The organism is Algoriphagus sp. NF (assembly GCF_028823735.1).
Taxonomy (GTDB): Bacteria; Bacteroidota; Bacteroidia; order Cytophagales; family Cyclobacteriaceae; genus Algoriphagus; species Algoriphagus marincola.
In genome coordinates this window covers 1-23,138 of the sequence record NZ_JAPEIB010000029.1, presented here as the reverse complement: position 1 = coordinate 23,138, position 23,138 = coordinate 1, and the positions used below count along the sequence as shown (strand labels likewise).

Here is a 23,138-nt window from a genome sequence, read left to right as displayed (position 1 = left end):
GTCTCCTTTTGGCAGGCTCGATTTCAAAAAAGCAATAAGCCCACACCCAAAAGGATGACCCAAAACAAGGTGCTCAATGCCATTTTTTTCAAAAATGGATCTGTTTCTTTCGGGTTTTTGGCCTTTTGTACTCCCAATCCAATCGGGATCATCATTGCCAGAGCTCCAATAGCTAGTAGTCCATTGAAGTTTTCAGTAATCAGGCAAAATATCAACAAGAAAAAATATCCAGCTATGATCAAAATCCAATTGTATCGCACAGCTGCCCTTCTTCCTATGCGTACAGGAATGGATCGCTTTCCGGCTTTTTGATCCGATTCGATATCCCTGATATTATTAATGTTCAAAACTGCCGTGCTAAAGCAGCCCAAAGATCCGCCTATTAAAAATATGGGCCAAATAAGCTCTAAACCATGCAGAAAATACGTTCCTGCTACTCCCAAGATTCCGAAAAACAGGAATACCGATAAATCTCCCAATCCTAGGTATCCGTATGGATTTACGCCCGAGGTGTAAGAAATAGATGCCCAAATGGCTAAAATTCCTAATCCCAAGAATACACTAAATAAGATCCAATCATTCAAGGCTAGATAAATCAAGCTGATTCCAGAAATGAATGAAAGCATTCCAAATAGATACATGGCTCTTTTCATTTCGGACAAAGTGATCAGCCCAGACTGAACTGCTCTTACAGGCCCTTCACGTTCCTGAGAATCAGCCCCATGAACCGTATCCCCATAATCATTGGATAGGTTGGAGAGGATTTGTAAAAAAATGGTGGTTAAGGAGGCCAGAATTAGAATTTCCAATCGAAAAATCCCGTAGTAAGCGGCAAGTATTGATCCCGCAAAAATACTGGCCAAAGCCAAAGGTAAAGTACGAAGCCTGACTGCATGCAGCCAGGCTTCTTTTTTTGTTGTAATGGAGTGCTTCACTAAGATTCTGAATTAAGCTCCTACCAATGCCAAGATTTCCTCATCCAATGGAGCGACGGATGAAGGGAAGAATTTTTCTAATTCTCCTTTTTCATTGATATAGTACTTACAGAAATTCCAGGTTGGTTCTTGATTATTCCAACCGTTTAGGTTTTCATCAGAAAGCCACCTGTAGAGAGGATGTTTATCAAATCCCTTCACAGATATTTTTTCAAAAACCGGGAAAGTCACCCCGTAATTGGTAGAGCAAAATTCTTTGATTTCCTCATTTGAACCAGGCTCTTGTCCCCCAAAGTTATTGGCAGGGAAGGCAAGAATTTGGATTTTATCTCCAAAGTTCTCGTGCAGCTCTTGTAAGGCAGCATACTGAGGAGTGTAGCCACATTTAGATGCTACATTCACCACAAGGATTTTCTTCCCTTTGAATTGCTCAAAGTTCACCTCTTTGCCATCAAGGTCTTTCAGTTTGAAATTGTAAAATTCTGATTCCATAGTTTTCGTATTTACGGGTAACATTCCTGCCTGAAGATTCTCAGGTCTTTCTAGTGTTCGGCCACAGGACAGGATGCCAAGGGCAAAAATGAAAGTTAAAAGCTTTTGCATATTACATTCGGTCTGGTACTTGTATACCCAATAAACCCATCCCTTTTTTGATTGTTTGGGCGGTTAATTTAGAAAGTGCAACTCTGAAGGCTACGAGTTCGGGATTTTCCTCCGCAAAGATCTGTTGATCCGCATAGAAGCGATTATACTCCTTAGCCAATTCAAAGAGGTAATGCGCAATGATCGATGGCGAATATTCCTCACCAGCTAGTCTGAGTTTATTTTCAAATTCGTTGAGCAGGTAGATCAAATCAGATTCGGACTGAGCAATAAAGCCAATTCCTGTGAAATCCGGATTTTGATAATCTACTCCAATCTGATCGGCCTTGCGAAGGATGGAGGCGATCCGAGCATGGGAATATTGGACAAATGGCCCGGTAAATCCCTGAAATTCGATGGATTCCTGCGGATTGAAGAGCATTCGTTTTTTCGGATCCACTTTCAGAAGGAAGTATTTCAAGGCTCCAAGTCCTAAAATCTGATAAAGCTCCTCTGCCTGCTCAGCGCTGAATCCCTCAATTTTCCCCAGTTCTTTAGTGTGTTTTTCAGCAGTATCGACCATTTCTTGCATCAAGTCGTCTGCATCTACCACTGTCCCTTCGCGGGATTTCATTTTGCCGGTAGGCAAATCTACCATGCCATAGGAGAGATGATACAAACCTTCGCCATATGGACGGCCTAGTTTTTTGAGGATTTTGAAGAGCACATCAAAGTGGTAATCCTGCTCATTTCCAACTACATAGACAGACTTGTCAATCTGGAAGTCCTCATATTTCAAATCCGCAGTACCCATATCCTGAGTGATGTAAACCGACGTGCCATCACCTCTAAGAACCAACTTTTCATCAAGTCCTTCATCAGTCAGGTCTACCCAAACAGAATTGTCCTCTTTCTTGAAAAAGACGCCTTTTTGTAACCCTTCTTCTACAATATCTTTCCCAAGCAGATAAGTGTCAGATTCGTAATAAAACTTGTCGAATTCCACGCCCATTTTTCGGTAAGTCTCATCAAAGCCTGCATAGACCCAAGTATTCATCTGCTTCCAAAGAGCAACTGTTTCCTGATCATTTGCTTCCCACTTTCGAAGCATTTCCTGAGCTTCAAGCAAGATTGGAGCATTTTTCTTTGCAGCTTCCTCTGTCTGTCCAGACGCTATCAGTTCCTTGATCTCATTTTTGTACTCTTTGTCAAAAAGCACATAATACTTTCCAGCAAGATGATCTCCCTTTAGTCCGGATGACTCAGGAGTTTCTCCATTTCCAAATCGGAGATAGGCGACCATGGATTTACAAATGTGAATTCCCCGATCATTGACCAGATTGGATTTGATCACTTCATAGCCATTCGCCTCCAGAATTTGAGCCACAGAATAACCCAAGAAGTTATTTCTTAAATGCCCGAGGTGAAGGGGTTTATTGGTGTTTGGGGAAGAATACTCTACCATGACCCGCTTACCATTGGAAGGCATTTGGCCTCGGGAAGAGTTTTGGTAGATTTTTGTAAAAAGGTCCAACCAAGAACTTTGATTGAGCACAAGATTCAAGAAACCCTTGACCACATTGAAGCCTGCTACTTCTTTGACATTTTCCTGAAGGTATTCACCGAGTAAAGTCGCGGTATTTTCAGGAGTAGTTCTGGAAATTTTCAAATAGGGAAAAACCACAAAAGTATATGTCCCTTCAAACTCCTTCCGGGTTGGGGCCAAAGCCAAATCTTGGGTTTCTACTGAATGATTAAAGATATTTTGAAAGGCAAGTTGGAGGCCTTTTTGGATGTTTTCTTGTATGGTCATGCTAGATTTTTAGCAGTAAATAAGCCGAAGCAGGTTGATATATTTTGAATGCCAAATTTAAGACTGCTTCAGTAATAAATCAGTTTTCTCGATTTTTATCTGTCGCCGTCCGGATTTATTTTGAATAAATGCCTTAGAAATTATCTACAAGAGATTTGGTGGTGACTTCCAGGACCTCAAAGGCGTTTTCAGCCATGGTGTTTTCGGTGTCCAAAGTAGGATTGACTTCCACAATTTCCCAGCAGCAGACACGCTTGTCTTTGATGAGCTCTGCATTGAGTTCGATGGCCTCTTTCACCGTAAGGCCATCCGGAACGGGTGTTCCAGTACCTACCGAAATGGAAGAGTCCAGACTATCCACATCAAAGGAAATGTAAATCTGATCGCAATCCTTCAGAATTTCCAGACTTTGCTTGGCTACTTCTTGGATTCCCAATTCCCGTACTTCTTTGGTTTTAAAGTTTTTGATTCCGTGCTTTTCTATCAAGAAATCTTCCGGTGACTCTGTATCTCTTACCGAAATGAAAACGATGTCCTCAAGGTTGATTTTTGGGAAATTGCCACCGATATTTTTGATACGCTCCCAAAACATCAAAGTGTCCTCCGAAGGCTCATTAATCTTGCATTCAGGATTATCTGTTTGCGAAGCCATAGCCAAGGGCATTCCATGCATATTGCCGGAAGGAGTGGTGAATGGGGTATGGAGATCTGCATGTGCATCGATCCAAATCACGCCCAAGCGCTTATCGGGATGGGCTGCTTTGATTCCCATGATGGTGCCTGCTGCAGTACTATGATCCCCTGCCAGGACTATTGGGAATTTCTTGTCGATTCTAAGCGATTCGATAGTGCTGTACACATTTTTCAAAACCTGATATACGCCATCAATGTACTTGGCATGAGGAAATTTATTGCCTTTCCAGAGGTAATCATTGGCATCTGGCACATTGATCGGGTCAAACTGAGTAAAAAAGTCTGATTTAGCATCCAAGGAAGCAATTTTGAGTGCGTCTATTCCTAAACTCGCGCCTCGTGTGCCGGCAGCTATTTCAGATCGTACTTCTACGAGTCGGATATCTCTCATGGTATTTTGGGTGGATTATTTTCAGCTTGCAAAAGTACTTAATATACTCTAAGGAATCTAGCTTATCCAGCTATTTGGCAATTGAGATGCCCAATGAAGCTGAGGAATTCAAACACAAGCAGTATTAAATAAATTATATATAATGGGAGCACCTTTGTTTTTGAAAATTCATGGGATTCCCCAAATTTTGTGGCAGTTTTGTAAAGAAGAAAATATTTAAAAATGAATCGTTATATAGACCTCATTCAACAGACTTTTGACTTTCCTACCAAGGAATTCCATGTAGAAAACAACCAACTTTTCTTCAATGGGGTCAACTTGATGGAGATAATTGAAACCTACGGAACACCGCTCAAACTGACCTATCTTCCAAAGATTTCTGAAAGCATTCAAAACGCTAAGTCTTACTTTGGAAATGCGATGAAAACGCATGATTACAAGGGGAATTATACTTATTGCTATTGTACCAAATCTTCGCATTTCAGCTTTGTATTGGATGAGGCGTTGAAAAATGATATTCATATCGAAACCTCTTCCACTTTCGATATTCCGCTTGTGCGAACTTTATTTGAGCGTGGAAAAATCACCAAGGATACCTTTATTATCTGTAATGGGTACAAGCGTGATTTGTATAAGCAATACATCACCGAATTGCTCAATGACGGATTCAAAAACTGCGTGCCGATTCTAGATAATCTAAGTGAGATCGATTACTATTTGGAGCATGTGAAAGTGCCATTTCAGGTAGGAATTCGAATTGCTGCTGATGAGGAGCCAAAGTTTGGATTCTACACTTCCCGATTGGGAGTTCGTTACAATGATATCATCAAGCTTTACGAGGAAAAAATCAAAGATCATCCTTTGGTGAGCCTGAAAATGCTGCACTTTTTTATCAATTCAGGAATAAGGGATACGGCTTACTATTGGTCTGAATTAACTCGCTTTATTCAGAAGTATGTGGATCTGAAAAAAATCGCTCCAAGTCTCGATACTATGGATATTGGAGGCGGTTGGCCGATCAAGACCAATGTCTTTTTTGACTATGATTACCAATACATGGCAGATCAAATCGTCAAGAACATCAAATGGATGTGCGCCAAAAACAACACTACTGAGCCGAATATTTTCACTGAATTTGGTAGCTATACAGTAGGGGAGAGTGGGGCAGTTCTTTATTCTATTTTGGATGAAAAGCTACAAAATGATAAGGAGCTGTGGTATATGATCGATGGGTCCTTTATCACGCAATTGCCTGATAGCTGGGGACTTAATCAAAAATACATCATGCTCGCAGTGAATAACTGGGATGAGGAATATCACAATATCTCACTCGGCGGTCTGACTTGCGATAGCATGGATTATTACAACTCAGAGGCGCATCAGTTTAATATTTATCTTCCTAAAGTTCAAAAAGGGAAAAAGCAATACATTGGATTCTTCCACACGGGTGCTTATCAGGAATCACTTGGTGGGTATGGGGGAATTCAGCATTGCCTGATTCCTGCGCCGAAGCATGTGTTGATTGATCGTGATGAAAATGGAAAAGTTACTCACCGCCTTTTTGCGGAGGATCAAACACAAGAAAGTATGCTAAAGGTCTTGGGGTATTAACCCAAGACCTCGCTTTTTATCAATAGGTATATTTCACGTATACTCTTTTTGAAATATCCTGATTATCAGGGGCTATAAGCATTGGGCTGCTTTCCGAGTCGCCCAACATCATTCGAATGCCTTTTTGAAGATCCTGTTCGAAAGTAACATGATGGACACGAATGGATGCAATTCCCAAAGTCTCCGCAATCAATCTCGCTCTGGATTGAGCGTCTCTTAGTGCCTCGGTGATCAGGGTATTTTCCAGTGATTTTTGGAGCTCTTCGGAAAGCTCAAATCGTAGTTGATAACTCATATCTCCCGCTGATTGGATGGCTTCTGAGATTTTTTGCAAGTCTTCATTTTGGCTGGTTGTAACCACTCTTAAGGATTGTCTAGCCACAAATCCACTGTCCTGTAGGGAGTTGCCTCGCTTTACCCGATTGACGTTGACAGAATAATTATCCGCCACTAGTTTATAGTCCTTGATTCTGGCCTTTTTTAGGGCATCGGCGAGGTTTTTTGTCTTGGTATTCAATACGCCTGTCGCTGTGGGCACATTCATGGCTTTTTCCTCTAAAAGGATATTGAATGTAGCCTGATCAGGCGCTGTACTTCTGCTGGCAGTCCCGATCACCTCGATGATAGGAATGTTTTCCATTTGCTGTGCTGTTGCGGAGAAAGCACCAAGGATCAAAATGGAGGCGAAAAATGATAGAATTAATTTTTTCATGTGTTTATAATTTGATTTTCAAAGGTCACATAGCTTGTCCCGAACTCGATTCGGGAGAATCTCGCATGACAATAGTCATATCATTGTGTGATTGCAAAACCATACTCGATTTCATGATTTTGAGATTTTTTACGAAAACTTAATTTGCAAAATATATGCTACAATCCTTAAGAAGTTTTCACTTAACAAACTTTAGAGCGATTTCCTCTTGAGCAAAAGGCTATTTCCCACCACGGATACTGAACTGAAAGCCATGGCCGCTCCTGCAATCATGGGGTCAAGCATAAATCCATTGATCGGATATAGCAAACCTGCAGCGATCGGGATACCGATTACATTGTAGATAAATGCCCAAAACAGGTTTTGCCGGATTCCTTTGACTGTCAACTTAGAAAGGTGGATTGCTTGGGGGATTTTTCTAAGATCGGAGGTGATGAGCGTGATTTTTGCCACATCCATGGCCACATCCGATCCATGGCCCATTGCGATACTTACATCTGCTCGGGCTAGTGCCTCCGAGTCATTGATGCCATCGCCAACCATGGCCACTTTTTTGCCTTGGGATTTCAGCATTTCCACATATTCACCTTTCTCAGAAGGAAGTACTCCTGCCTTAAAATGCTTAATTCCGGTACTTTTTGCGATTTTCTCAGCAGCACTCTGTTGATCTCCTGTCAGCATGTGAACTTCAATCCCGTCCTTTTGGAGAGTTTTGATAGCTTCAAGAGAACCCTCTTTAACCTGATCGGCTATATTGAAAATAGCAAGGACTCTTTCTTCATCTGCAAAATGAATGGTAGAACTTCCGTCAAGCATCGCTTCTTTTGAAATATCAGTGAAGGCTTCGGGGATTTCGATACCATTTTCCTGAATGTAACTCTGATTTCCAATCAGTAACTTTTTACCTTCGAAGAAAGCCTGAATTCCACGGCCTGAGAGATTTTGGAAGTCTTCTACTTTCTTGGCTTTAACGCCACTTTCCTGTAGGCTCTTAGAAATAGCCTTGGCTAGGGGATGCTCGGATTGGGATTCCATTGCAAGTAAAGCTCCAGAAAGTCTATTTAGCTCTTCCGGATCCAAATCATTGTCCCATTTTACGTTTTGGACCTCAGGCTTGCCTTGGGTAATTGTTCCGGTTTTATCCAAAATAATCGCATCTACCTGATGAGCAAGCTCGAGACTTTCCGCATCGCGGATCAAAATATTGTTTTCTGCTCCTTTTCCCATTCCCACCATGACAGCGGTTGGGGTCGCTAGACCTAGTGCACATGGACAGGCAATCACCAAAACGGCAATGGATGCTAATATTCCTTGCGTAAGTGCATTCTCACCACCAAAAACCATCCAAATGATAAAGGTTAAAATCGAAATACCCATCACTGTGGGAACGAAGATTCCGGCTATTTTATCGACCAATTTTTGTACCGGAGCCTTGCTTCCTTGAGCTTCTTGAACTCGCTGAATGATCTGTGAAAGGATAGTTTCAGAGCCTACGGCCGTGGCTTGAAGTTGAAGACTCCCATTTTGATTGATCGTGCCAGCAAAAAGTTCATCTCCGGATTTCTTTTCTACTGGGATTGGTTCTCCCGAAATCATACTTTCATCCACGAAAGACACTCCTTCGATTACTTGACCATCCACAGGGATTTTTTCACCGGGCTTGACCAAAATGACATCTGTCTTTTGGACTTCTTCGATTGGGATTTCTTCGGATTTTTCTCCACGCAGTCTTGTAAGTGTTTTAGGCTGAAGTCCGATCAGCTTTTTTAATGAGGCAGAAGTACTGGATTTGGCGCGTTCCTCCAGGAGTTTTCCGAAGGAAATGAAAGTGATAATCACCACCGCAGCTTCAAAATACACATGTGGTACTAGTCCCTGATTTCTGAGGATTTGAGGGAAAATTGTGTTGAAACTACTAAAGATAAATGCGATTCCAGTGGATAGAGCAACCAGGGTATCCATGTTGGCCTTTCCACTTTTTGCCTGTTTCCATGCATTGACAAAAAAGTGAGAGCCAAAATAGAAAAGGACCGGAATGGTCAAAACAAGACTGGTCCACCTTCCTGGTAGCCAATCCATAAAAAACATTCCCAGTAAGAAAACAGGAATGCTGAGAATGGCTGCTCCGATCGTTTGCTTTTTGATTTTTTGATATTGCTCGGCCTGAGCTTCCTCCACACTGTCTTGAACCTTTTTGTCAGAAATGATCAGACCATAGCCAACATCTGCTAAAGCCTCATGAAGCTGCTGTGGATCAATACCCTCTTCAAATTCGACTTTTACGGTATTGCTGGCAAAATTTACTGCTGCAGAAACAACCCCATCGGTATAGCTCAAAATAGTTTCTACGCTGGAAGCACAGGCAGCACAAGTCATTCCCGTTACGGGGAAAATGCGTGTTGTGCTTTGTTTGTCGAGGGTACTTTGCTCCATAGTTAAAAATGAAAATCAATCTAGCTGGTAAAGGTGACTCTTATGAGATAAATAAATTGTATCAAATCACACAAATTCATAAAAAAATATCCGCTGAAAAAGTTCGGTTGGGTGCTAAGGAGGGAAATAAAAAAGCTTTCTTTCTAGAGTCTAAATGAAGGGTTTTTCCCGATAGACTTTCGAAAGAAAGCTTTTTGAAAAAAGATGTAGAATTAATTCTCTGCGATACTTTCGCCCATAGCAGGGGCTTTTGTTACTTCTACTTTATCACCATCTTTCAATTCTTTACTGACAGTGAAGTAGGGGCCTGAAATAACTTCCTCGCCTTCTGAAAGTCCTTCCAATACCTCAATGTTTTGGTAGTCAGAAATACCTGTTTTAATAGTACGCATTTTGGCAGTGCCATTTTCTACCACGAAAATGAGTTCCTTCATGCGGGTAGTTCCATCAGATAGGGTGTCCAATTCGCTTTCTCTTGTAGTCACGGCCGAAAGTGGGACTGAAAGAACATCAGACTTTTCAGTGGTGATAATTTCTACAGATGCCGTCATTCCAGGTCGGAATGGATAGCGATTTCCTTCAGCAACTAGGTCAGCATATGAGGAGTTGAGGATTCTGATTTTCACCTCAAATTCAGTTACCGCATCAGCCGAAGCTTTTTGATTGGCAGTATTAGCGATGCTTGTCACTACTCCTTTGAAATTCTTTCCTGAGAAAGAATAAGCGTCCACTTCAATGATTGTGGTATCTCCTTTGGCTAGACGGACAATATCATTTTCATTTACATCTACTCGGACTTCCATTTTGGTCAAGTCAGCAATAGTCAACATTTCTGTACCAGCCATCTGCTGCGTACCTACAACACGCTCACCTTTTTCGACAAGAAGATTGGATACGATTCCCGAAACAGGAGAGTAAACATTGGTCAACCGGAGGTTTTCAGCTGCTTCGTTGACGGTTGCCTGCGAACTTTTCACGATAAATTCTGCAGCAACTACATTTTGCTTGGCAGCTTCCAAATCCTTTTGGGAAGAAATGTAGTTTGCTTCAGCCTGCTCATAATCAGCTTCTGAGATAGCCTTTTGCTCGAAAAGGACCTTTTGACGATTGAAGTTTAGCTCGCTTTGGGTAAACTGTGCTTCTGCTCTTTGAAGACTAGCCCTTGCTTGCGCAAGGTTAGCTTGCTGCTGATTCAGGTTTGCTCTGGATCTGTCAAGTGCAGAGATAAAGTTGTCAGGGCGGATTTTCACCAAAAGCTTACCCATTTCCACAGAATCTCCTTCTGCGACATTGAGTTCAATGATCTCTCCAGCGACATCCGGGCTAAGATTTACTTCGATTTCTGGTTGAATCTCTCCTGATGCAGAGACCTTCTCGATAATCTTGGTTTTCTTAGCTTTTGCGGTTTGTACGGAAGTAGTTCTTTCTCCGCCAATCCATCCGGCAGATTTAGCAATGATTGCAAAAACAATAATCAAGGCGACTACGCCAAGGAGGTAATAGAGTGATTTGTTGGATTTTTTAGTAGCCATGGTTTAGTTTAGGTTGATGGGGTTACCTAGGTAAAAGTCAAGAACTTTCACTCGGAAAATGTAAGTGTATTTAGCATTTAGTAGATCCGCTTGGGCATTGAAGAAGTTAGTCTGAGCAACTTGGAAATCTACCGAATTGATAGCGCCCAGATCGAATCGTTGCTGAGCAATTCGGAAGCTTTCTCCAAGGCTTTCTACTCTTGTCTGCGAAGCTTCGTAGGAAAGTCTAGCAGCGAGCGCCTGATTGTAAGCTGTTTCAATATCCTGTCTCAATTGGTTCTTGGCTTCCAATTCTGCCACCTCGGCGATTTGGCGCGAAACGCGCGCTCTTTGTAAGGAAGCTTTATTGTTGAACTGTGTGAAGATTGGGATATTCAAGCTAAGGTTCAAGGATTGAGAAAGGTTATTCTCGATCTGTTCCCCAAAGCCTGGTCTTTCCGTACCAAAAACCCGGTCTACGTAGTTTGAGAAAATATTTGCTCCTAGTCCAATAGATGGATAAAAGGCTCCTTTAGCCGATTTTACTCCATATTCAGCACTTTCGATTGCTTTCTCAGCAGCTGCAATTTCAGGCATAATTTCTACAGCAGTTTCATAAATCATAGCTGGAGTCTCCGTTGCCATCAAGTTTTGATCTATCTCCAACTCAGGATCTACAATATCAAATTCCTCTGTGAATGGAATCTGCATTGCTTGTGCTAAGTTCAATTTTGCAATTCGCAGAGCATTTTTGGCATTGATCACCTCGAGCTGATTGGTAGCGTTCTGAGCCTCTAGGTCTAATTGATCTGAAATCGGCAACTGACCTGCTTCAACCAAGGTAGTTGTACGGGCAAGTTGATCTTCTGTAGTTTCTAATTGATTCTCAGCGATTTTTACCTGCTCTCTATTAAAAACCACATTGATAAAGAGGTTGATTGTATTTAAGGTGATATTGTTTCGGGTAGCCTCGATATTGAATTGACCCGCTTCCAAATCCGCTTTGTTTTGATTGATCGCGTTGTTGATTCTTCCTGCAGCAAAAAGAGTCATGTTTGAGTTCATGGAAAGGTTGATGTTTCCGATTCTCTCAGTTTCAAACAAGTTGGTCACAGGGTTGATCGAACGCCCCCATCTAAAACCACTACTAGCACCAGTGGAAAGGGTAGGGTAGCGGTTGCCTTTTGTACTTAGCAGGTTTGCTTCGTTATTAAGTTGGTTTAATTCGCTTCGCTTTAAAGTTAGGTTATTCTCTAGAGCAATAGTCACAGCGGTCTCCAGGTCGTAAGGACCGGCGTTTTGTGCATTCACTCCAAAAGAAGCTCCAAACATTAATGCAAAACCTAATAAAAGTTTCTTCATTTGGTTTAGTTTTTTTGGTTAATCTGTTTATAATCAGATGCTTGTTGTAAGTTGCGTTTAAAATTTTTTAAAGTTTCAATTCACTTTATTCTATAAATCTATATCTGGAATGTAGATTAATTCTTTTACCCAAGAGAGCGACTTGAGATATTCTAGGGTAAGTGCTTTAATCCCTGAGTCCATCTCAATGACATGGCAAGCTAGGTCATTTTTTCCCTTTCTCGAAACTGACATGGTAGCAATATTAGCTTTTTCCTGAGCGATGACTGAAGATATAAAAGCAATTGCTCCTGAAATATCCTGAGCCTTTATGATCAGTGTATGAAACTGAGCCGAAAAATTGGCTACAAATCCATCCACTTCTGCAATGTTGATGAGCCCACCTCCGAGACTTTCTCCAACTACCTCCACTGACTTTTCACCTTTCTTGAGGTTGAGCTTAATCGTATTGGGATGATGAACAGAGGAGTTGCCGATGGATTTGAACTGGTAAGTCAAGCCGCTTGACTTTGCCAAATCTAAAGCTTCTCGAATTCGCTCATCATCAGTTTTGAAATCCATCAATCCGCCAATAATCGCACGGTCGCTTCCATGTCCTTCATAAGTTCTCGCAAAGGAATTGTAAAAGACAATGCTTGCATGATCCGGTGTCTCCCCCAATACCCGAATGGCAGCACGAGCTATTCGGACCACACCCGCGGTATGGGAAGAAGAAGGTCCAATCATTACTGGCCCGATCATATCAAATACACTACTTTTACCTGCCATTGCCCGAAATAGTCAATAATGATGCTAATGAAAGCTAGGATCATTTCGACGGTCCAAAAATGTAAATATTTAGTCAATTAGAAGAAAAATCTTTATATCAATGGCGAAATTTAACAAAGGTCTAAATAAGTTGTGGGATTTTATGTTCGAAAATGAACGGTTTAATGAACGCTAGCGATACAATTTTTATAAAAATGTCCGAATCTGATACTTGGTCTTCCACAAGTCAGATTGATTTACCCAATCGTGCCATGAGTTTTGGTGATGGTTTGTTCGAGACGATGTATTGGGATGGAGAAAAGATAAGGCTTTTCGATTTTCATCTAGATAGACTCAGACATGGGATGGAAATCCTTGAACTATCAGTATCAGGTCTGCAAGAGCATAGCCTACTCCAGCTCTTACAATCTTTGAATCTGCATGGTGAATCCCGTCTTCGTTGGACTGTCTTTAGGGCCGGAAAGGGAAAATACACTCCGGAATCATCTGATGTGGTTCAGGTCCTTCAGATTTCTGATTTTCATAGAGCTCCAGCTATTAAGCATAGAGCAATAATTTCTGAAAGAATTCGATTAAACCCCAGTATTTTTTCCTCAAGCAAGTCCTTGAATGGGATACCTTACGTTTTGGCCAATTTGGAAAGAAAGAGAAATGGGGCGGATGAAATTATTCTCCTAGATAATCATGGTAATGTGGCTGAAGCAGGAGCAGCAAATATTTTTTGGGAAAAAGGAAGGGAGATTTATACTCCTTCCTTGGAATCTGGATGTATCGGAGGAGTGATGCGTAGGAGTTTCCTCGATTTTTTGGAGGAAAAAAGGATTGAATTTGTCCAAGATCTTTTTCCTATGGATGATCTTTTAAAATCGGACCGGGTATGGGTAAGTAATGTGACTGGGATCAGTATGTTGGGACAGATTGGTTCCAAAGCATTTCAAACCGATCTCCCGGATTACCTTTTGGCCTTTTACAAAAATTCTATTTGAAAATGGGTGAAAGGGACGCAGACGTTTGCATGAAAGTTTTATATTTAGTCCCTATTTATCCCTTAGTCTTTAAACCAAAACCTTATTTAGTAGCTTTACAACCCAAAATCCTATGCTCTTAGAACCTTTAGACCTGGCGGTATTCATTGGATACTGCCTATTGATTGTCGGAATGGGGCTTTTTGTCTCTCGTGAAAAAAAAGGACACGTAAAAAACTCCTCAGATTACTTTCTAGCCTCCAAAGCACTGCCCTGGTGGGCGGTAGGTGCTTCACTCATTGCTTCCAATATCTCTGCAGAGCAATTTATCGGAATGTCCGGTTCAGGTTTTGCCCTTGGATTGGCAATCTCTACCTATGAATGGATGGCGGCTGCGACCTTATTGGTGGTGGCTATTTTCTTTTTACCGGTATATATCAAAAAAGGAATCTACACCATGCCGGGATTCCTTTTGGATCGCTACGATACAAGGGTGAGAACCACCATGGCGATCTTTTGGCTTCTTCTTTATGTTTTTGTCAACTTGACATCGGTGCTTTATCTCGGAGCCTTGAGTTTGAATACCATTTTGAACATTCCCCTGACCTACGGAATTATCGGCTTGGCTCTTTTTGCGATGATTTATTCCATCTATGGAGGTCTCAAAGCAGTAGCCTGGACTGATGTAGTTCAGGTCTTTTTCCTAATCGCGGGTGGTCTTGCGACTACCTACATTGCCTTGCAAATGGTCGGTAATGGAGATGCTTGGGAAGGTTTAGGCCTACTTAGAAAAGAAGTTCCGGGCCATTTCTCAATGATTTTATCCAAGGGAGAAATGATGATTCCTGATGGAAAGGGAGGAACTTATGATGCGTATAAAGATCTGCCAGGCCTAAGTGTTTTGGTAGGTGGAATGTGGATTACCAACCTGAGCTATTGGGGTTTTAACCAGTATATCACGCAGCGTGCTCTAGCTGCAAAAAGCCTTGATGAGGCCCAGAAAGGGATGATTTTTGCCGGTTTCTTAAAGATTTTAATGCCTTTGATTGTGGTAATTCCTGGAATTGCGGCACTGGTGATCGTGAATAATGGTATGGACGCGAGCTTCATCTCTTCCATGGAAGATCCTGCTACTGGCTTGATTAAATCAGACCGGGCTTATCCCACGCTCTTGCAATTACTTCCTGTAGGATTGAAAGGGCTTGCTTTTGCTGCCTTGACAGCGGCAATTGTGTCTTCTTTGGCTTCCATGGCCAATAGTACCTCTACGATTTTTACCATGGATATCTATAGCAAATATTTTGGTAAAAATGCAACAGAAACTCAGCAGGTTCGAGTAGGCAGAATTACGGCTGTTGTTGCTTTCGTGATTGCAGCTTTTGTAGCTCCTGCTTTAGGACAATTAGATCAGGCCTTCCAGTTTATTCAGGAGTATACAGGGTTCATCAGTCCAGGGGTTTTTGCGATTTTCTTCTTTGGAGTATTCTGGAAGAAAACCACTTCCAATGCAGCTTTGGTAGGTGCAGGGTTGAGTATTCCGCTTTCAGTAGTGTTGAAATTAGCATTCCCTGATCTTCCTTTCCTTGACCGAATGGGGATTGTCTTCTTGGTACTTGCGGCATTGATGATTGTGATCAGTTTGTACGAAGGAAAAGGTAAGGATCATCCAAACAGTATCGATGTAAACAAGGAGCTATTCCAGACCAGTACCAGTTTCAAAATTGGGGCATTTTTGATTTCGGGTATTATAGCGGCACTCTATATAATTTTCTGGTAGAATGAGAAGCTTATTAATTGGATTTGATATCGGAAGCTCCTCCGTCAAAGCCTCTCTATTGGATGCAGATACTGGAGCACCTATTGTCTCAAAAGCATTTCCAGAGGAAGAAATGCCCATCGATGCTCCTGAAACAGGCTATGCTGAGCAGGATCCAGAAATGTGGTGGAAATATGTACAGCAAGCCTCACGCTATGTAATCAAGCATGCAAATGTCAAAAAGGGCGAACTGAAAGGAATCGGTATCGCCTATCAAATGCATGGACTGGTTTTGGTCGACAAGGATCAAAATGTACTTCGATCTTCAATTATTTGGTGCGACAGCCGTGCGGTTGGAATTGGCGAAAAAGCTTTCCAGTCTCTGGGCGAAGATTATTGCATGAATAATCTTTTGAATTCCCCTGGAAATTTCACTGCATCCAAACTTCGCTGGGTGATTGAAAATCAACCCGAGATTGCCTCTAAAATTCATAAAATGATGCTTCCCGGGGACTTTATTGCCATGAAGTTGACGGGTGAAATTATGACTTCAGAGACAGGTCTTTCTGAGGGGATTTTTTGGGATTTCCAGAAAAATGGCTTGAGTGATTCCGTTTTAAAAAATTACCAAATCGATAAGAACTGGATGCCTAAGGCGGTTCCTTCTTTTTCTGAGCAAGGAAAAGTAACAGCCCAAGCATCCAAGCTGACGGGTATAGAAGTAGGGGTGCCTGTAGCTTACCGAGCGGGGGACCAGCCCAATAATGCGTTTTCGCTGCAAGTATTGAAGCCGGGAGAGCTTGCCACTACTGCCGGTACCTCAGGTACTGTCTATGGGGTTTGTGATACGCCTCTTCATGATCCACTTTCGAGAGTGAATACCTTTGTCCATGTCAACCATGCTAAAGAAAAACCCTCTTACGGCGTTTTGCTTTGTGTCAATGGGACTGGAATTCTGAATAGTTGGATGCGTAAACTCCTTGGAGGAAGTCATATCAACTATACTGAAATGAATACCTCGGCAAGATCTGCTCCCATCGGTTCAGACGGATTAATTTTCCTTCCATTCGGAAATGGAGCCGAGCGAATTCTCCAAAATCGACAACTTGGCGCTCATCTGATAGGGCTTGATTTGCTGAAGCATAGCAAAGGGCATATGCTTCGAGCAGCACAGGAAGGAATTGTTTCTGCATTGACCTATGGATTTCAAATTATGAATGAAATGGGTTTGGATCTCAAAACCGTAAAAGCCGGAAAGGCAAATATGTTTTTGAGTCCAATATTCCGAAGTGCTTTTATTCATATGAATAGGGTGACTTTGGAGCTTTATGATACGGATGGAGCTCAAGGAGCTGCTCGGGGTGCAGGAATTGGAATGGGTTTATTTTCCAATGAATCAGAGGCTTTTGAAGGGCTTCAGTTGATCGAAACCTATGAACCCAATGAAAATTTCTTTGAGCCATACGAAGAGTTATTTTCCCGATGGAAAAAACGGCTTTCAGATATTGAAAAAATGGACTTATAATTCGAAAAATATCAAACCTAAACATAACCTATATGTCAACAAATTATTTTCCAGAGATAGGAAAAATCCCTTTTGAAGGACCCAAAAGTGATAATCCTTTAGCTTTTCGCTACTACGATGAGAATCGAATGATAGGCGGAAAGACCATGAAAGAGCATTTCAAGTTTGCCATTGCCTATTGGCATTCATTCTGCGGAACGGGCGGTGATCCATTCGGACCTGGGACTATTCAGCATCCTTGGGATAAAAATCCAGATCCTGTACAACGTGCGAAGGACAAAATGGATGCTGCTTTTGAATTTATTACAAAGATTGGAGCACCGTACTACTGTTTCCATGATGTGGATTTGGTAGATGAGGGAGCTTCGCTTGCTGAGTATGAAAAGCGAATGGAAATCATCACTGATTATGCGAAGCAGAAACAACAGGAAACAGGAATAAAGTTGCTTTGGGGTACTGCGAATGTATTCAGTAACCCGCGCTATATGAATGGAGCTTCCACCAATCCTAATTTTGATGTGGTGGCTTGGGCTGGAGCTCAGGTTAAGAATGCCATTGATGCTACCATCAAATTGGATGGAGAGAACTATGTGTTTTGGGGAGGTAGAGAGGGCTACATGTCCTTGCTAAATACCGATATGAAAAGAGAAACGGAGCACCTTGCACGTTTTCTAACCATGGCTAGAGACTATGCCCGAAAGAATGGATTCAAGGGTACCTTCTTCATCGAGCCAAAACCAATGGAGCCAACCAAGCATCAATATGACTATGATTCTGCAACAGTCATCGGTTTCCTCCGTCACTATGGTTTGGATAAGGATTTCAAATTAAATATCGAAGTGAATCATGCGACTCTGGCGGGGCATACTTTCCAGCATGAATTGCAGGTAGCTGCCGATGCAGGGCTTTTGGGAAGTATAGATGCGAATCGGGGAGACTATCAAAATGGATGGGATACCGATCAGTTTGCATTGAATCTTCAGGAACTTACAGAAGCGATGCTTGTGCTCTTGACTTCCGGAGGTCTTCAAGGTGGTGGTGTCAACTTTGACGCAAAAATCAGAAGAAATTCAACAGATGCAGATGACTTGTTCTTAGCTCATATCGGAAGTATGGATGCCTTTGCAAGGAGCATGTTGATCGCTCAGGATATCCTCGAAAAATCTGATTACCTGGAGAGAAGAATCAATCGATATAAAAGCTTTGATTCAGGAAAAGGAAAGGAATTTGAAGAAGGTCAACTTGGATTGGAAGATTTGAGAACCTATGCAGCTGTGGCAGGTGAACCTGAGCAAATAAGTGGCAAGCAGGAATACTATGAGAATCTTCTGAATAGATTTATTTAAAATGCGAATATTAGCTTTAAGACCTTTGTAAGATTTTCTATTTATTTCTGGTCGGAAGCTTGAAGCTAGAAGCGTGAAGCGGACGGAAGCTGAACCTCAAAACGGGTTTTAAGCCGCTCACAATTTGAATTGTAAAAAGTAGATAATTAGATTTTAATTGATTAAAGCCAAAAGGCCCGAAAATCATTTGAATTTTCGGGCCTTTTTTTAATTCTTCATCAGTTCGTTAGCCTTAGTCAATTCTTCAATATTTTCCTGAAATTTGGGGTTAGCAGGAATGCCAACTACATTTTCCAGAAAATCAATGGTTTCAAATAAGACCGCTTCCCAATCCTTGGAAGTAATGGAACTGGCAATCACATGATCGCCCGTTTTCGGGAATGCTTTCTCTCTTTTCAATTCGGTGGGAGTTCCAAGCTGCTCGTACATTTCCAGCATTTTTGGCACTGATACTACCTTGTCCTGCTCTTCATCATTTTTATAATAGTATCCTAGCATAAGTGGTTGGCGGATTTTTTGGAAGGTTTTTTCTTCCATATTCCCATACATAATCACCGCTAGGCTTTCATAGGCATTGCTATGGTAGTCCTCAGACCAATAGGCTGCTTTTTCTCCCTCTCGGTTTTGATGGAGCACTTTGTTTTTCATGCTTGTCTTTTCCATGATCCACTGAGCCCAGGGACTAAATAAAGCTTCCAATCTTCCTCCATAATCAGTAATAGCAGGTGAGTACACCACAACTGCTTTGATATCCGGCTGCTGTGAAGCGAGCAGTAGGGTCAAAGCTCCACCCATGGATGTTCCAACTATAATGACCTCATCGCCAAGGCTTTTTCCAATTTGATAGGCCTCGCCAGCAGCATTGGCTAAGACTTGAGGACTTAAGTATTCCATTCCATTTTCCCGTCTGATCCCATGCTCCGGAAGTCTTGTCACGAAAAGGTTTGCTCCAAAATGCTCTGCTAGAAATCGATGCACCGGATCACCTTCCATGGGGCTGGCTCCAAAACCATGGATGTAAACAATGGAATAGGGGGTTTTTCGCTTATTGCTTTCATCAGCCCACTGAATATAGGCCTGATTACCTTCTTTCAGACCGATGACCGTATCCTCTCGCGTTTGAAGATAGGACTCGAGTTCTGTCAGTCGGGTGGGAACTTCAGGATATTCGATCGTCAGTTCTTGTCTTTCTACTTTTGGGCCCAGCATATACACTACAGCTATGATCATCGCTGCTGCGAAAATGAATAAAAACAGCTTTTTCAGCATAATTAGTTGGTTTTCAAAGTAGGGGAAGTGGTATCGACTAGTATTTGCCTTCCATCTCTCAGGAATAGAAATATTCTTAGTGACATTTGTGAGAAGTTTTCGGGAGTGTTTTGATAATAAAGCCCAAAAGTAGGAATGAAATTCTGAAAGTCTCTCAAATCCGAAAGCTGAGTGCCTTCTAAGGTTTCAAAGAGATAGGAAATATCCGTACCCGCTGATAGATCATCAAAAGGTTCACGCAAAGTCACAGCGATATTGGAGATGTTTTTGAAATTGTATATCGGAGCACATGAAAGCGCATAGGCTCTTCCAAATGTCCAAGAGGAACTAGTTTCGGACAATACTTCAGCCTCCAAATCCAAGACCATAAAAAAATCTTCGAAGTCAACCGTATCAGAAGAGGTAGCATAACGATCGGTGAGATAGGGAGCAAAATCGACTGTAATGTCAATCGCATTAGCATCGCGCGGATCTGGGCAGCGGGCAAAGAGATCAGGCAATTGTTCCTCGACACATGAAGGTCCAATTAGTAGGGTAAAATAACCCACAATCACCATCGATAATGCTTTTAATTTCTTTTTCATCCGTCCAAATGCCTTCCTAATTTAAGAGAATTATATCACCTGAAAATTTTTGAAAGAATCTTTAACAATTTTCATGGAAAACTGTATCGTTTCTTTTAGTCTTGCGTTACAAGAACAAAATCCTCTATAATGAAAAAAGTTTTACTCGCCATTCTTGCCATTACTTTTTCAAATTTCGTTTTGGCACAGGAAAGTCCTACATCTCCAACCAAGGCCGTCTATGTGGAACTAGGTGGAGCTGGTCTTCCATATAGTTTCAATTATGATTTCCGTTTCGACAAGGATAATATCAATTCTTGGGGTATGCGGATTGGAGCAGGGGGCTATACACTCTCTCCGGATGGGGATTCTTTTTTTTCATTGCCTATCATGGTTAATAGATTGTATGGCAAGGGGCCCCATTATTTTGAATTAGGTTTTGGAGCTACCTTCTTTGCTTTTGATAACTCGTCTTATGATTATTGCTCTAATGGATATTTTGACCAAAATACCGGTGAATACATTTGTACGAATATTCAAACTAGTACCTACAATTTTATTCTCGATGTAGATGGCTCACCAAGCATCATGGGTACGATGAATTTTGGTTACCGAAGAGTGCCTGTTGACGGTGGATTTACTTGGAAGGTCAATCTGAATCCTATTTTTAACAATAATGGCTTCTGGCCTCTTTTTGCTGGAATAGGGGTTGGATATGCATTTTAATATAACCATGAAATCTCTATTCACTTTTACAGTCATCTTGCTACTGTTGTCCGTATCGACAATCTCCTTTGCACAAGAAAACACGAGGGAAAGGGGAAGAGGAGTTTTTGTGGAGCTTTTTGGGAATGGTTTGGGCTATTCATTTAATTACGATCAGCGATTTGATAAGCGCTTTGATGGCTTAGGCTTTAAAGCTGGATTATCTTATTTCGCCATAGATGGAAATTCTGTTGCAACGCTACCTGTTGGCTTGAATTACCTATTGGGGAAAAATGGAAAATACTTCGAAATGGGGGCGGGAGCTACTTTCCTCCGTGCAGAGGATAGTACAAATGCATTTGCAGTAGGGGATAGTCGGTCTGTAGGAACCGGGACTGTTGGTCATATGATTTTTGGATATAGAAGGGAACCTGAGGAGGGTGGATTTCTTTTCCGAGCCTCCATGACACCATTATTCGGACAAGGTACCTTTTTCCCTTTTTGGTTCGGGATCAGCCTAGGTTACGCATTTTGATCTGACTCTCTTTCAAATCCATAATCCCGCTCTACCAAGCAAATCCTTGTTTTAAAAAATTTATACCATTTTTCTTTGCCCAATTCCTGAGCCAAAATATGCTCCGAGACGGCTTTCCAATTTTTGATGGCTTCCAGGCTTTCCCAATAACTCACGGTGATTCCAAGGCCATCTCTTGCGCTTTCGTGGCCTAAGTAGCCAGCTTGCTTTTCAGCTAGCAAAACCATTCTTTCGGCCATTTTTTGATATCCATCTGTGTTCTCAGTAAGGAGATTGGTGAAAATCACAGCATAATAGGGTGGTGAGGGCGTCTTTGCGATCATTTGTAATTCATTGGATATTCCATGTATTCGGCAGTTTTTTCAGCTACGCTTTTTCCAAAAGTTCTTGCTGTCAGGTAGAGGGCTAAATCTATGCCCGCAGAAATACCTGCCGCAGTAAATAGCTTTTTATCAGATTGGACAAAACGCTGATCCGGCCTTGGGATTCCTGTGGGTTCCATCCTTTTTAAATCCTCATAAACCGAAGCATGCGTACAAAATGGTTTATCAGCCAATAGACCGAGTTTAGCAGGAATTCTTGCCCCTGAGCATACGGTCATGGTCCATTCAGATTTTAAAATGAGTTGCTCCAAGGAATTCATCAGACCCTCATTTTGGATCACTTGTTTGGAACCATCTCCTCCCGGGATTACCAAGTAATCTAAGCTTTCAAGATGATCTAGACTGAGATCAGCCGAGACTGAAAGGCCATGAATGGTCTTGATAGGGCTTTGATTGTCCGTAAAGGTAAACACTTCCAATTCGCTTTTTCCGATGATTTCTCCCACGATGGAAAAAACTTCCAGTGGCCCTGCAAAATCCAAGAGCTCCACATTGTCGAATATAAAAATCCCTATTCTTTTCATGTGTTTATAATTTGTCTTAAAGCGGTCACATAGCTTGTCCCGAACTTGATTCGGGAGAATCTCGCATTTATAATCATCCCTCTGTGTGTCGCTTGCGTCATGCCTGTCTGCCTCCTTTAGGTTTGCAATGGAGAATTATTTGGGAAAATCAGAGCTAATATCTTTCCGATTATTAAGTGACTCAGAGATTTAATAAATTAAAAAAGAATGGGGTGAACTTTCCTGCCGCATAGGCTAGTGACCTATTGCCTGTATCAGTCCCCATTCTTAATTGAGTTGCCAGTAACCAGTTAGAATTTTAGGCTTGAAGGCCTTATAAAGGTTTTAGTTTCCGCAACTCTCTTTTGTTAAACTTCAACATCTAAATTATGAAATTCAAATCAATTATCGGAATCGATGTAAGTAAATCTACCCTTGATGCCTATCTGATGATCAACCACTGTCACGCAGTCTTTGATAATAATGAACAGGGGTATCAGGAGCTGGTGGAATGGGTGATGGAAAACTCCGGATTAGTACTTGCTAAAGAATTGCTTTTCGGATTCGAATCTACGGGTATTTACTCTTCAGAACTTGCTTTGTTTCTTGAGAAGCACTCCCTTCCATTTTGTATCATTTCAGGACTTGAATTAAAGCGATCCTTGGGAATAAGAAGAGGTAAGTCAGACAAGGCGGACTCTAAAGACATAGCTGAATATCTTTATGAAAAGCAGGAGAAGATTATCCCTACTACTCTTCCCAAAAAGGTCATCCAGG

At 41.6% G+C, this 23,138-nt stretch carries 21 protein-coding genes; 8 read left to right on the top strand and 13 right to left on the bottom strand.

Annotated elements, in window-relative coordinates; all coding sequences use genetic code 11:
• Positions 1 to 23 precede the first annotated feature (23 nt).
• The 4 genes from menA to OU792_RS13580 all read right to left on the bottom strand — a co-directional run bounded on the left by menA (position 24) and on the right by OU792_RS13580 (position 4,414).
• On the bottom strand, positions 24 to 935 hold the full coding sequence (gene menA, locus OU792_RS13595) for a 1,4-dihydroxy-2-naphthoate octaprenyltransferase (protein ID WP_134202914.1): 912 nt from the start codon (positions 933 to 935) through the stop codon (positions 24 to 26).
• Positions 936 to 947: 12 nt separating this feature from the next.
• On the bottom strand, positions 948 to 1,427 hold the full coding sequence (locus tag OU792_RS13590; protein ID WP_394373335.1) for a glutathione peroxidase: 480 nt from the start codon (positions 1,425 to 1,427) through the stop codon (positions 948 to 950).
• A 112-nt stretch (positions 1,428 to 1,539) separates the two neighbouring features.
• A complete protein-coding gene (gene argS / locus OU792_RS13585; RefSeq protein ID WP_222583053.1) occupies positions 1,540 to 3,330 on the bottom strand; it encodes an arginine--tRNA ligase in 1,791 nt (596 codons plus the stop codon).
• A gap of 133 nt (positions 3,331 to 3,463) precedes the next feature.
• Complete coding sequence (locus tag OU792_RS13580) at positions 3,464 to 4,414, bottom strand: arginase (RefSeq protein ID WP_026945844.1); 951 nt, start codon at positions 4,412 to 4,414, stop codon at positions 3,464 to 3,466.
• Positions 4,415 to 4,636: 222 nt separating this feature from the next.
• On the opposite strand from OU792_RS13580, the gene OU792_RS13575 reads away from it, so the two are divergent.
• Positions 4,637 to 6,025, top strand: coding sequence for an arginine decarboxylase (locus tag OU792_RS13575; protein WP_134202917.1), 1,389 nt, complete (start codon positions 4,637 to 4,639; stop codon positions 6,023 to 6,025).
• 19 nt (positions 6,026 to 6,044) lie between these two features.
• Here the strand turns inward: OU792_RS13575 and OU792_RS13570 are convergent, their stop codons facing one another.
• From OU792_RS13570 to sdaAB, 5 genes are all read right to left on the bottom strand, one after another.
• Complete coding sequence (locus tag OU792_RS13570) at positions 6,045 to 6,737, bottom strand: SIMPL domain-containing protein (RefSeq protein WP_274670456.1); 693 nt, start codon at positions 6,735 to 6,737, stop codon at positions 6,045 to 6,047.
• A gap of 192 nt (positions 6,738 to 6,929) precedes the next feature.
• A complete protein-coding gene (locus OU792_RS13565; protein WP_274670455.1) occupies positions 6,930 to 9,170 on the bottom strand; it encodes a heavy metal translocating P-type ATPase in 2,241 nt (746 codons plus the stop codon).
• A 212-nt stretch (positions 9,171 to 9,382) separates the two neighbouring features.
• Positions 9,383 to 10,702, bottom strand: coding sequence for an efflux RND transporter periplasmic adaptor subunit (locus OU792_RS13560; RefSeq protein ID WP_026945840.1), 1,320 nt, complete (start codon positions 10,700 to 10,702; stop codon positions 9,383 to 9,385).
• A gap of 3 nt (positions 10,703 to 10,705) precedes the next feature.
• Positions 10,706 to 12,043, bottom strand: a complete 1,338-nt coding sequence (locus OU792_RS13555; RefSeq protein ID WP_134202920.1) for a TolC family protein — start codon at positions 12,041 to 12,043, stop codon at positions 10,706 to 10,708.
• 90 nt (positions 12,044 to 12,133) lie between these two features.
• Positions 12,134 to 12,811: an L-serine ammonia-lyase, iron-sulfur-dependent subunit beta gene (gene sdaAB / locus OU792_RS13550; protein ID WP_026945838.1), complete on the bottom strand. Its 678-nt coding sequence runs from the start codon at positions 12,809 to 12,811 to the stop codon at positions 12,134 to 12,136.
• 194 nt (positions 12,812 to 13,005) lie between these two features.
• On the opposite strand from sdaAB, the gene OU792_RS13545 reads away from it, so the two are divergent.
• From OU792_RS13545 to xylA, 4 genes are all read left to right on the top strand, one after another.
• The gene (locus OU792_RS13545) at positions 13,006 to 13,797 is read left to right on the top strand and encodes an aminotransferase class IV (protein WP_274670454.1); all 792 of its coding nucleotides are present in this window, start codon (positions 13,006 to 13,008) and stop codon (positions 13,795 to 13,797) included.
• A gap of 112 nt (positions 13,798 to 13,909) precedes the next feature.
• Positions 13,910 to 15,553 carry a sodium/sugar symporter gene (locus OU792_RS13540; RefSeq protein WP_026945837.1) on the top strand — a complete coding sequence of 548 codons (1,644 nt, stop codon included), beginning with the start codon at positions 13,910 to 13,912 and terminating at the stop codon, positions 15,551 to 15,553.
• Position 15,554: 1 nt separating this feature from the next.
• Positions 15,555 to 17,057 carry a xylulokinase gene (locus tag OU792_RS13535; RefSeq protein WP_274670453.1) on the top strand — a complete coding sequence of 501 codons (1,503 nt, stop codon included), beginning with the start codon at positions 15,555 to 15,557 and terminating at the stop codon, positions 17,055 to 17,057.
• 32 nt (positions 17,058 to 17,089) lie between these two features.
• Complete coding sequence (xylA, locus tag OU792_RS13530) at positions 17,090 to 18,403, top strand: xylose isomerase (RefSeq protein WP_274670452.1); 1,314 nt, start codon at positions 17,090 to 17,092, stop codon at positions 18,401 to 18,403.
• A gap of 207 nt (positions 18,404 to 18,610) precedes the next feature.
• On the opposite strand, the gene OU792_RS13525 is transcribed toward xylA, so the two are convergent.
• Both OU792_RS13525 and OU792_RS13520 read right to left on the bottom strand, forming a co-directional pair.
• Positions 18,611 to 19,672 carry an alpha/beta hydrolase gene (locus OU792_RS13525; protein ID WP_274670451.1) on the bottom strand — a complete coding sequence of 354 codons (1,062 nt, stop codon included), beginning with the start codon at positions 19,670 to 19,672 and terminating at the stop codon, positions 18,611 to 18,613.
• 2 nt (positions 19,673 to 19,674) lie between these two features.
• A complete protein-coding gene (locus OU792_RS13520; protein WP_222583063.1) occupies positions 19,675 to 20,256 on the bottom strand; it encodes a hypothetical protein in 582 nt (193 codons plus the stop codon).
• Positions 20,257 to 20,385: 129 nt separating this feature from the next.
• Here OU792_RS13520 and OU792_RS13515 point away from each other — a divergent pair, with 129 nt between their 5' ends.
• Positions 20,386 to 20,961 (top strand): hypothetical protein, encoded by a 576-nt coding sequence (locus OU792_RS13515; protein WP_274670450.1) that lies wholly within the window; start codon positions 20,386 to 20,388, stop codon positions 20,959 to 20,961.
• A gap of 7 nt (positions 20,962 to 20,968) precedes the next feature.
• Positions 20,969 to 21,475, top strand: coding sequence for a hypothetical protein (locus OU792_RS13510; RefSeq protein ID WP_222583064.1), 507 nt, complete (start codon positions 20,969 to 20,971; stop codon positions 21,473 to 21,475).
• On the opposite strand, the gene OU792_RS13505 is transcribed toward OU792_RS13510, so the two are convergent.
• Together OU792_RS13505 and OU792_RS13500 are read right to left on the bottom strand one after the other, a co-directional pair.
• Entirely contained in the window at positions 21,463 to 21,798 is a 336-nt protein-coding gene (locus tag OU792_RS13505; RefSeq protein ID WP_274670449.1) for an antibiotic biosynthesis monooxygenase family protein, read from the bottom strand. The genes OU792_RS13510 and OU792_RS13505 overlap by 13 nt on opposite strands.
• Positions 21,795 to 22,382 carry a DJ-1/PfpI family protein gene (locus OU792_RS13500; RefSeq protein WP_274670448.1) on the bottom strand — a complete coding sequence of 196 codons (588 nt, stop codon included), beginning with the start codon at positions 22,380 to 22,382 and terminating at the stop codon, positions 21,795 to 21,797. The genes OU792_RS13505 and OU792_RS13500 overlap by 4 nt, the downstream gene beginning before the upstream one ends.
• 368 nt (positions 22,383 to 22,750) lie before the next feature.
• Here OU792_RS13500 and OU792_RS13495 point away from each other — a divergent pair.
• The coding region (locus OU792_RS13495) for an IS110 family transposase (RefSeq protein ID WP_274670447.1) at positions 22,751 to 23,138 on the top strand (388 nt) is incomplete at its 3' end.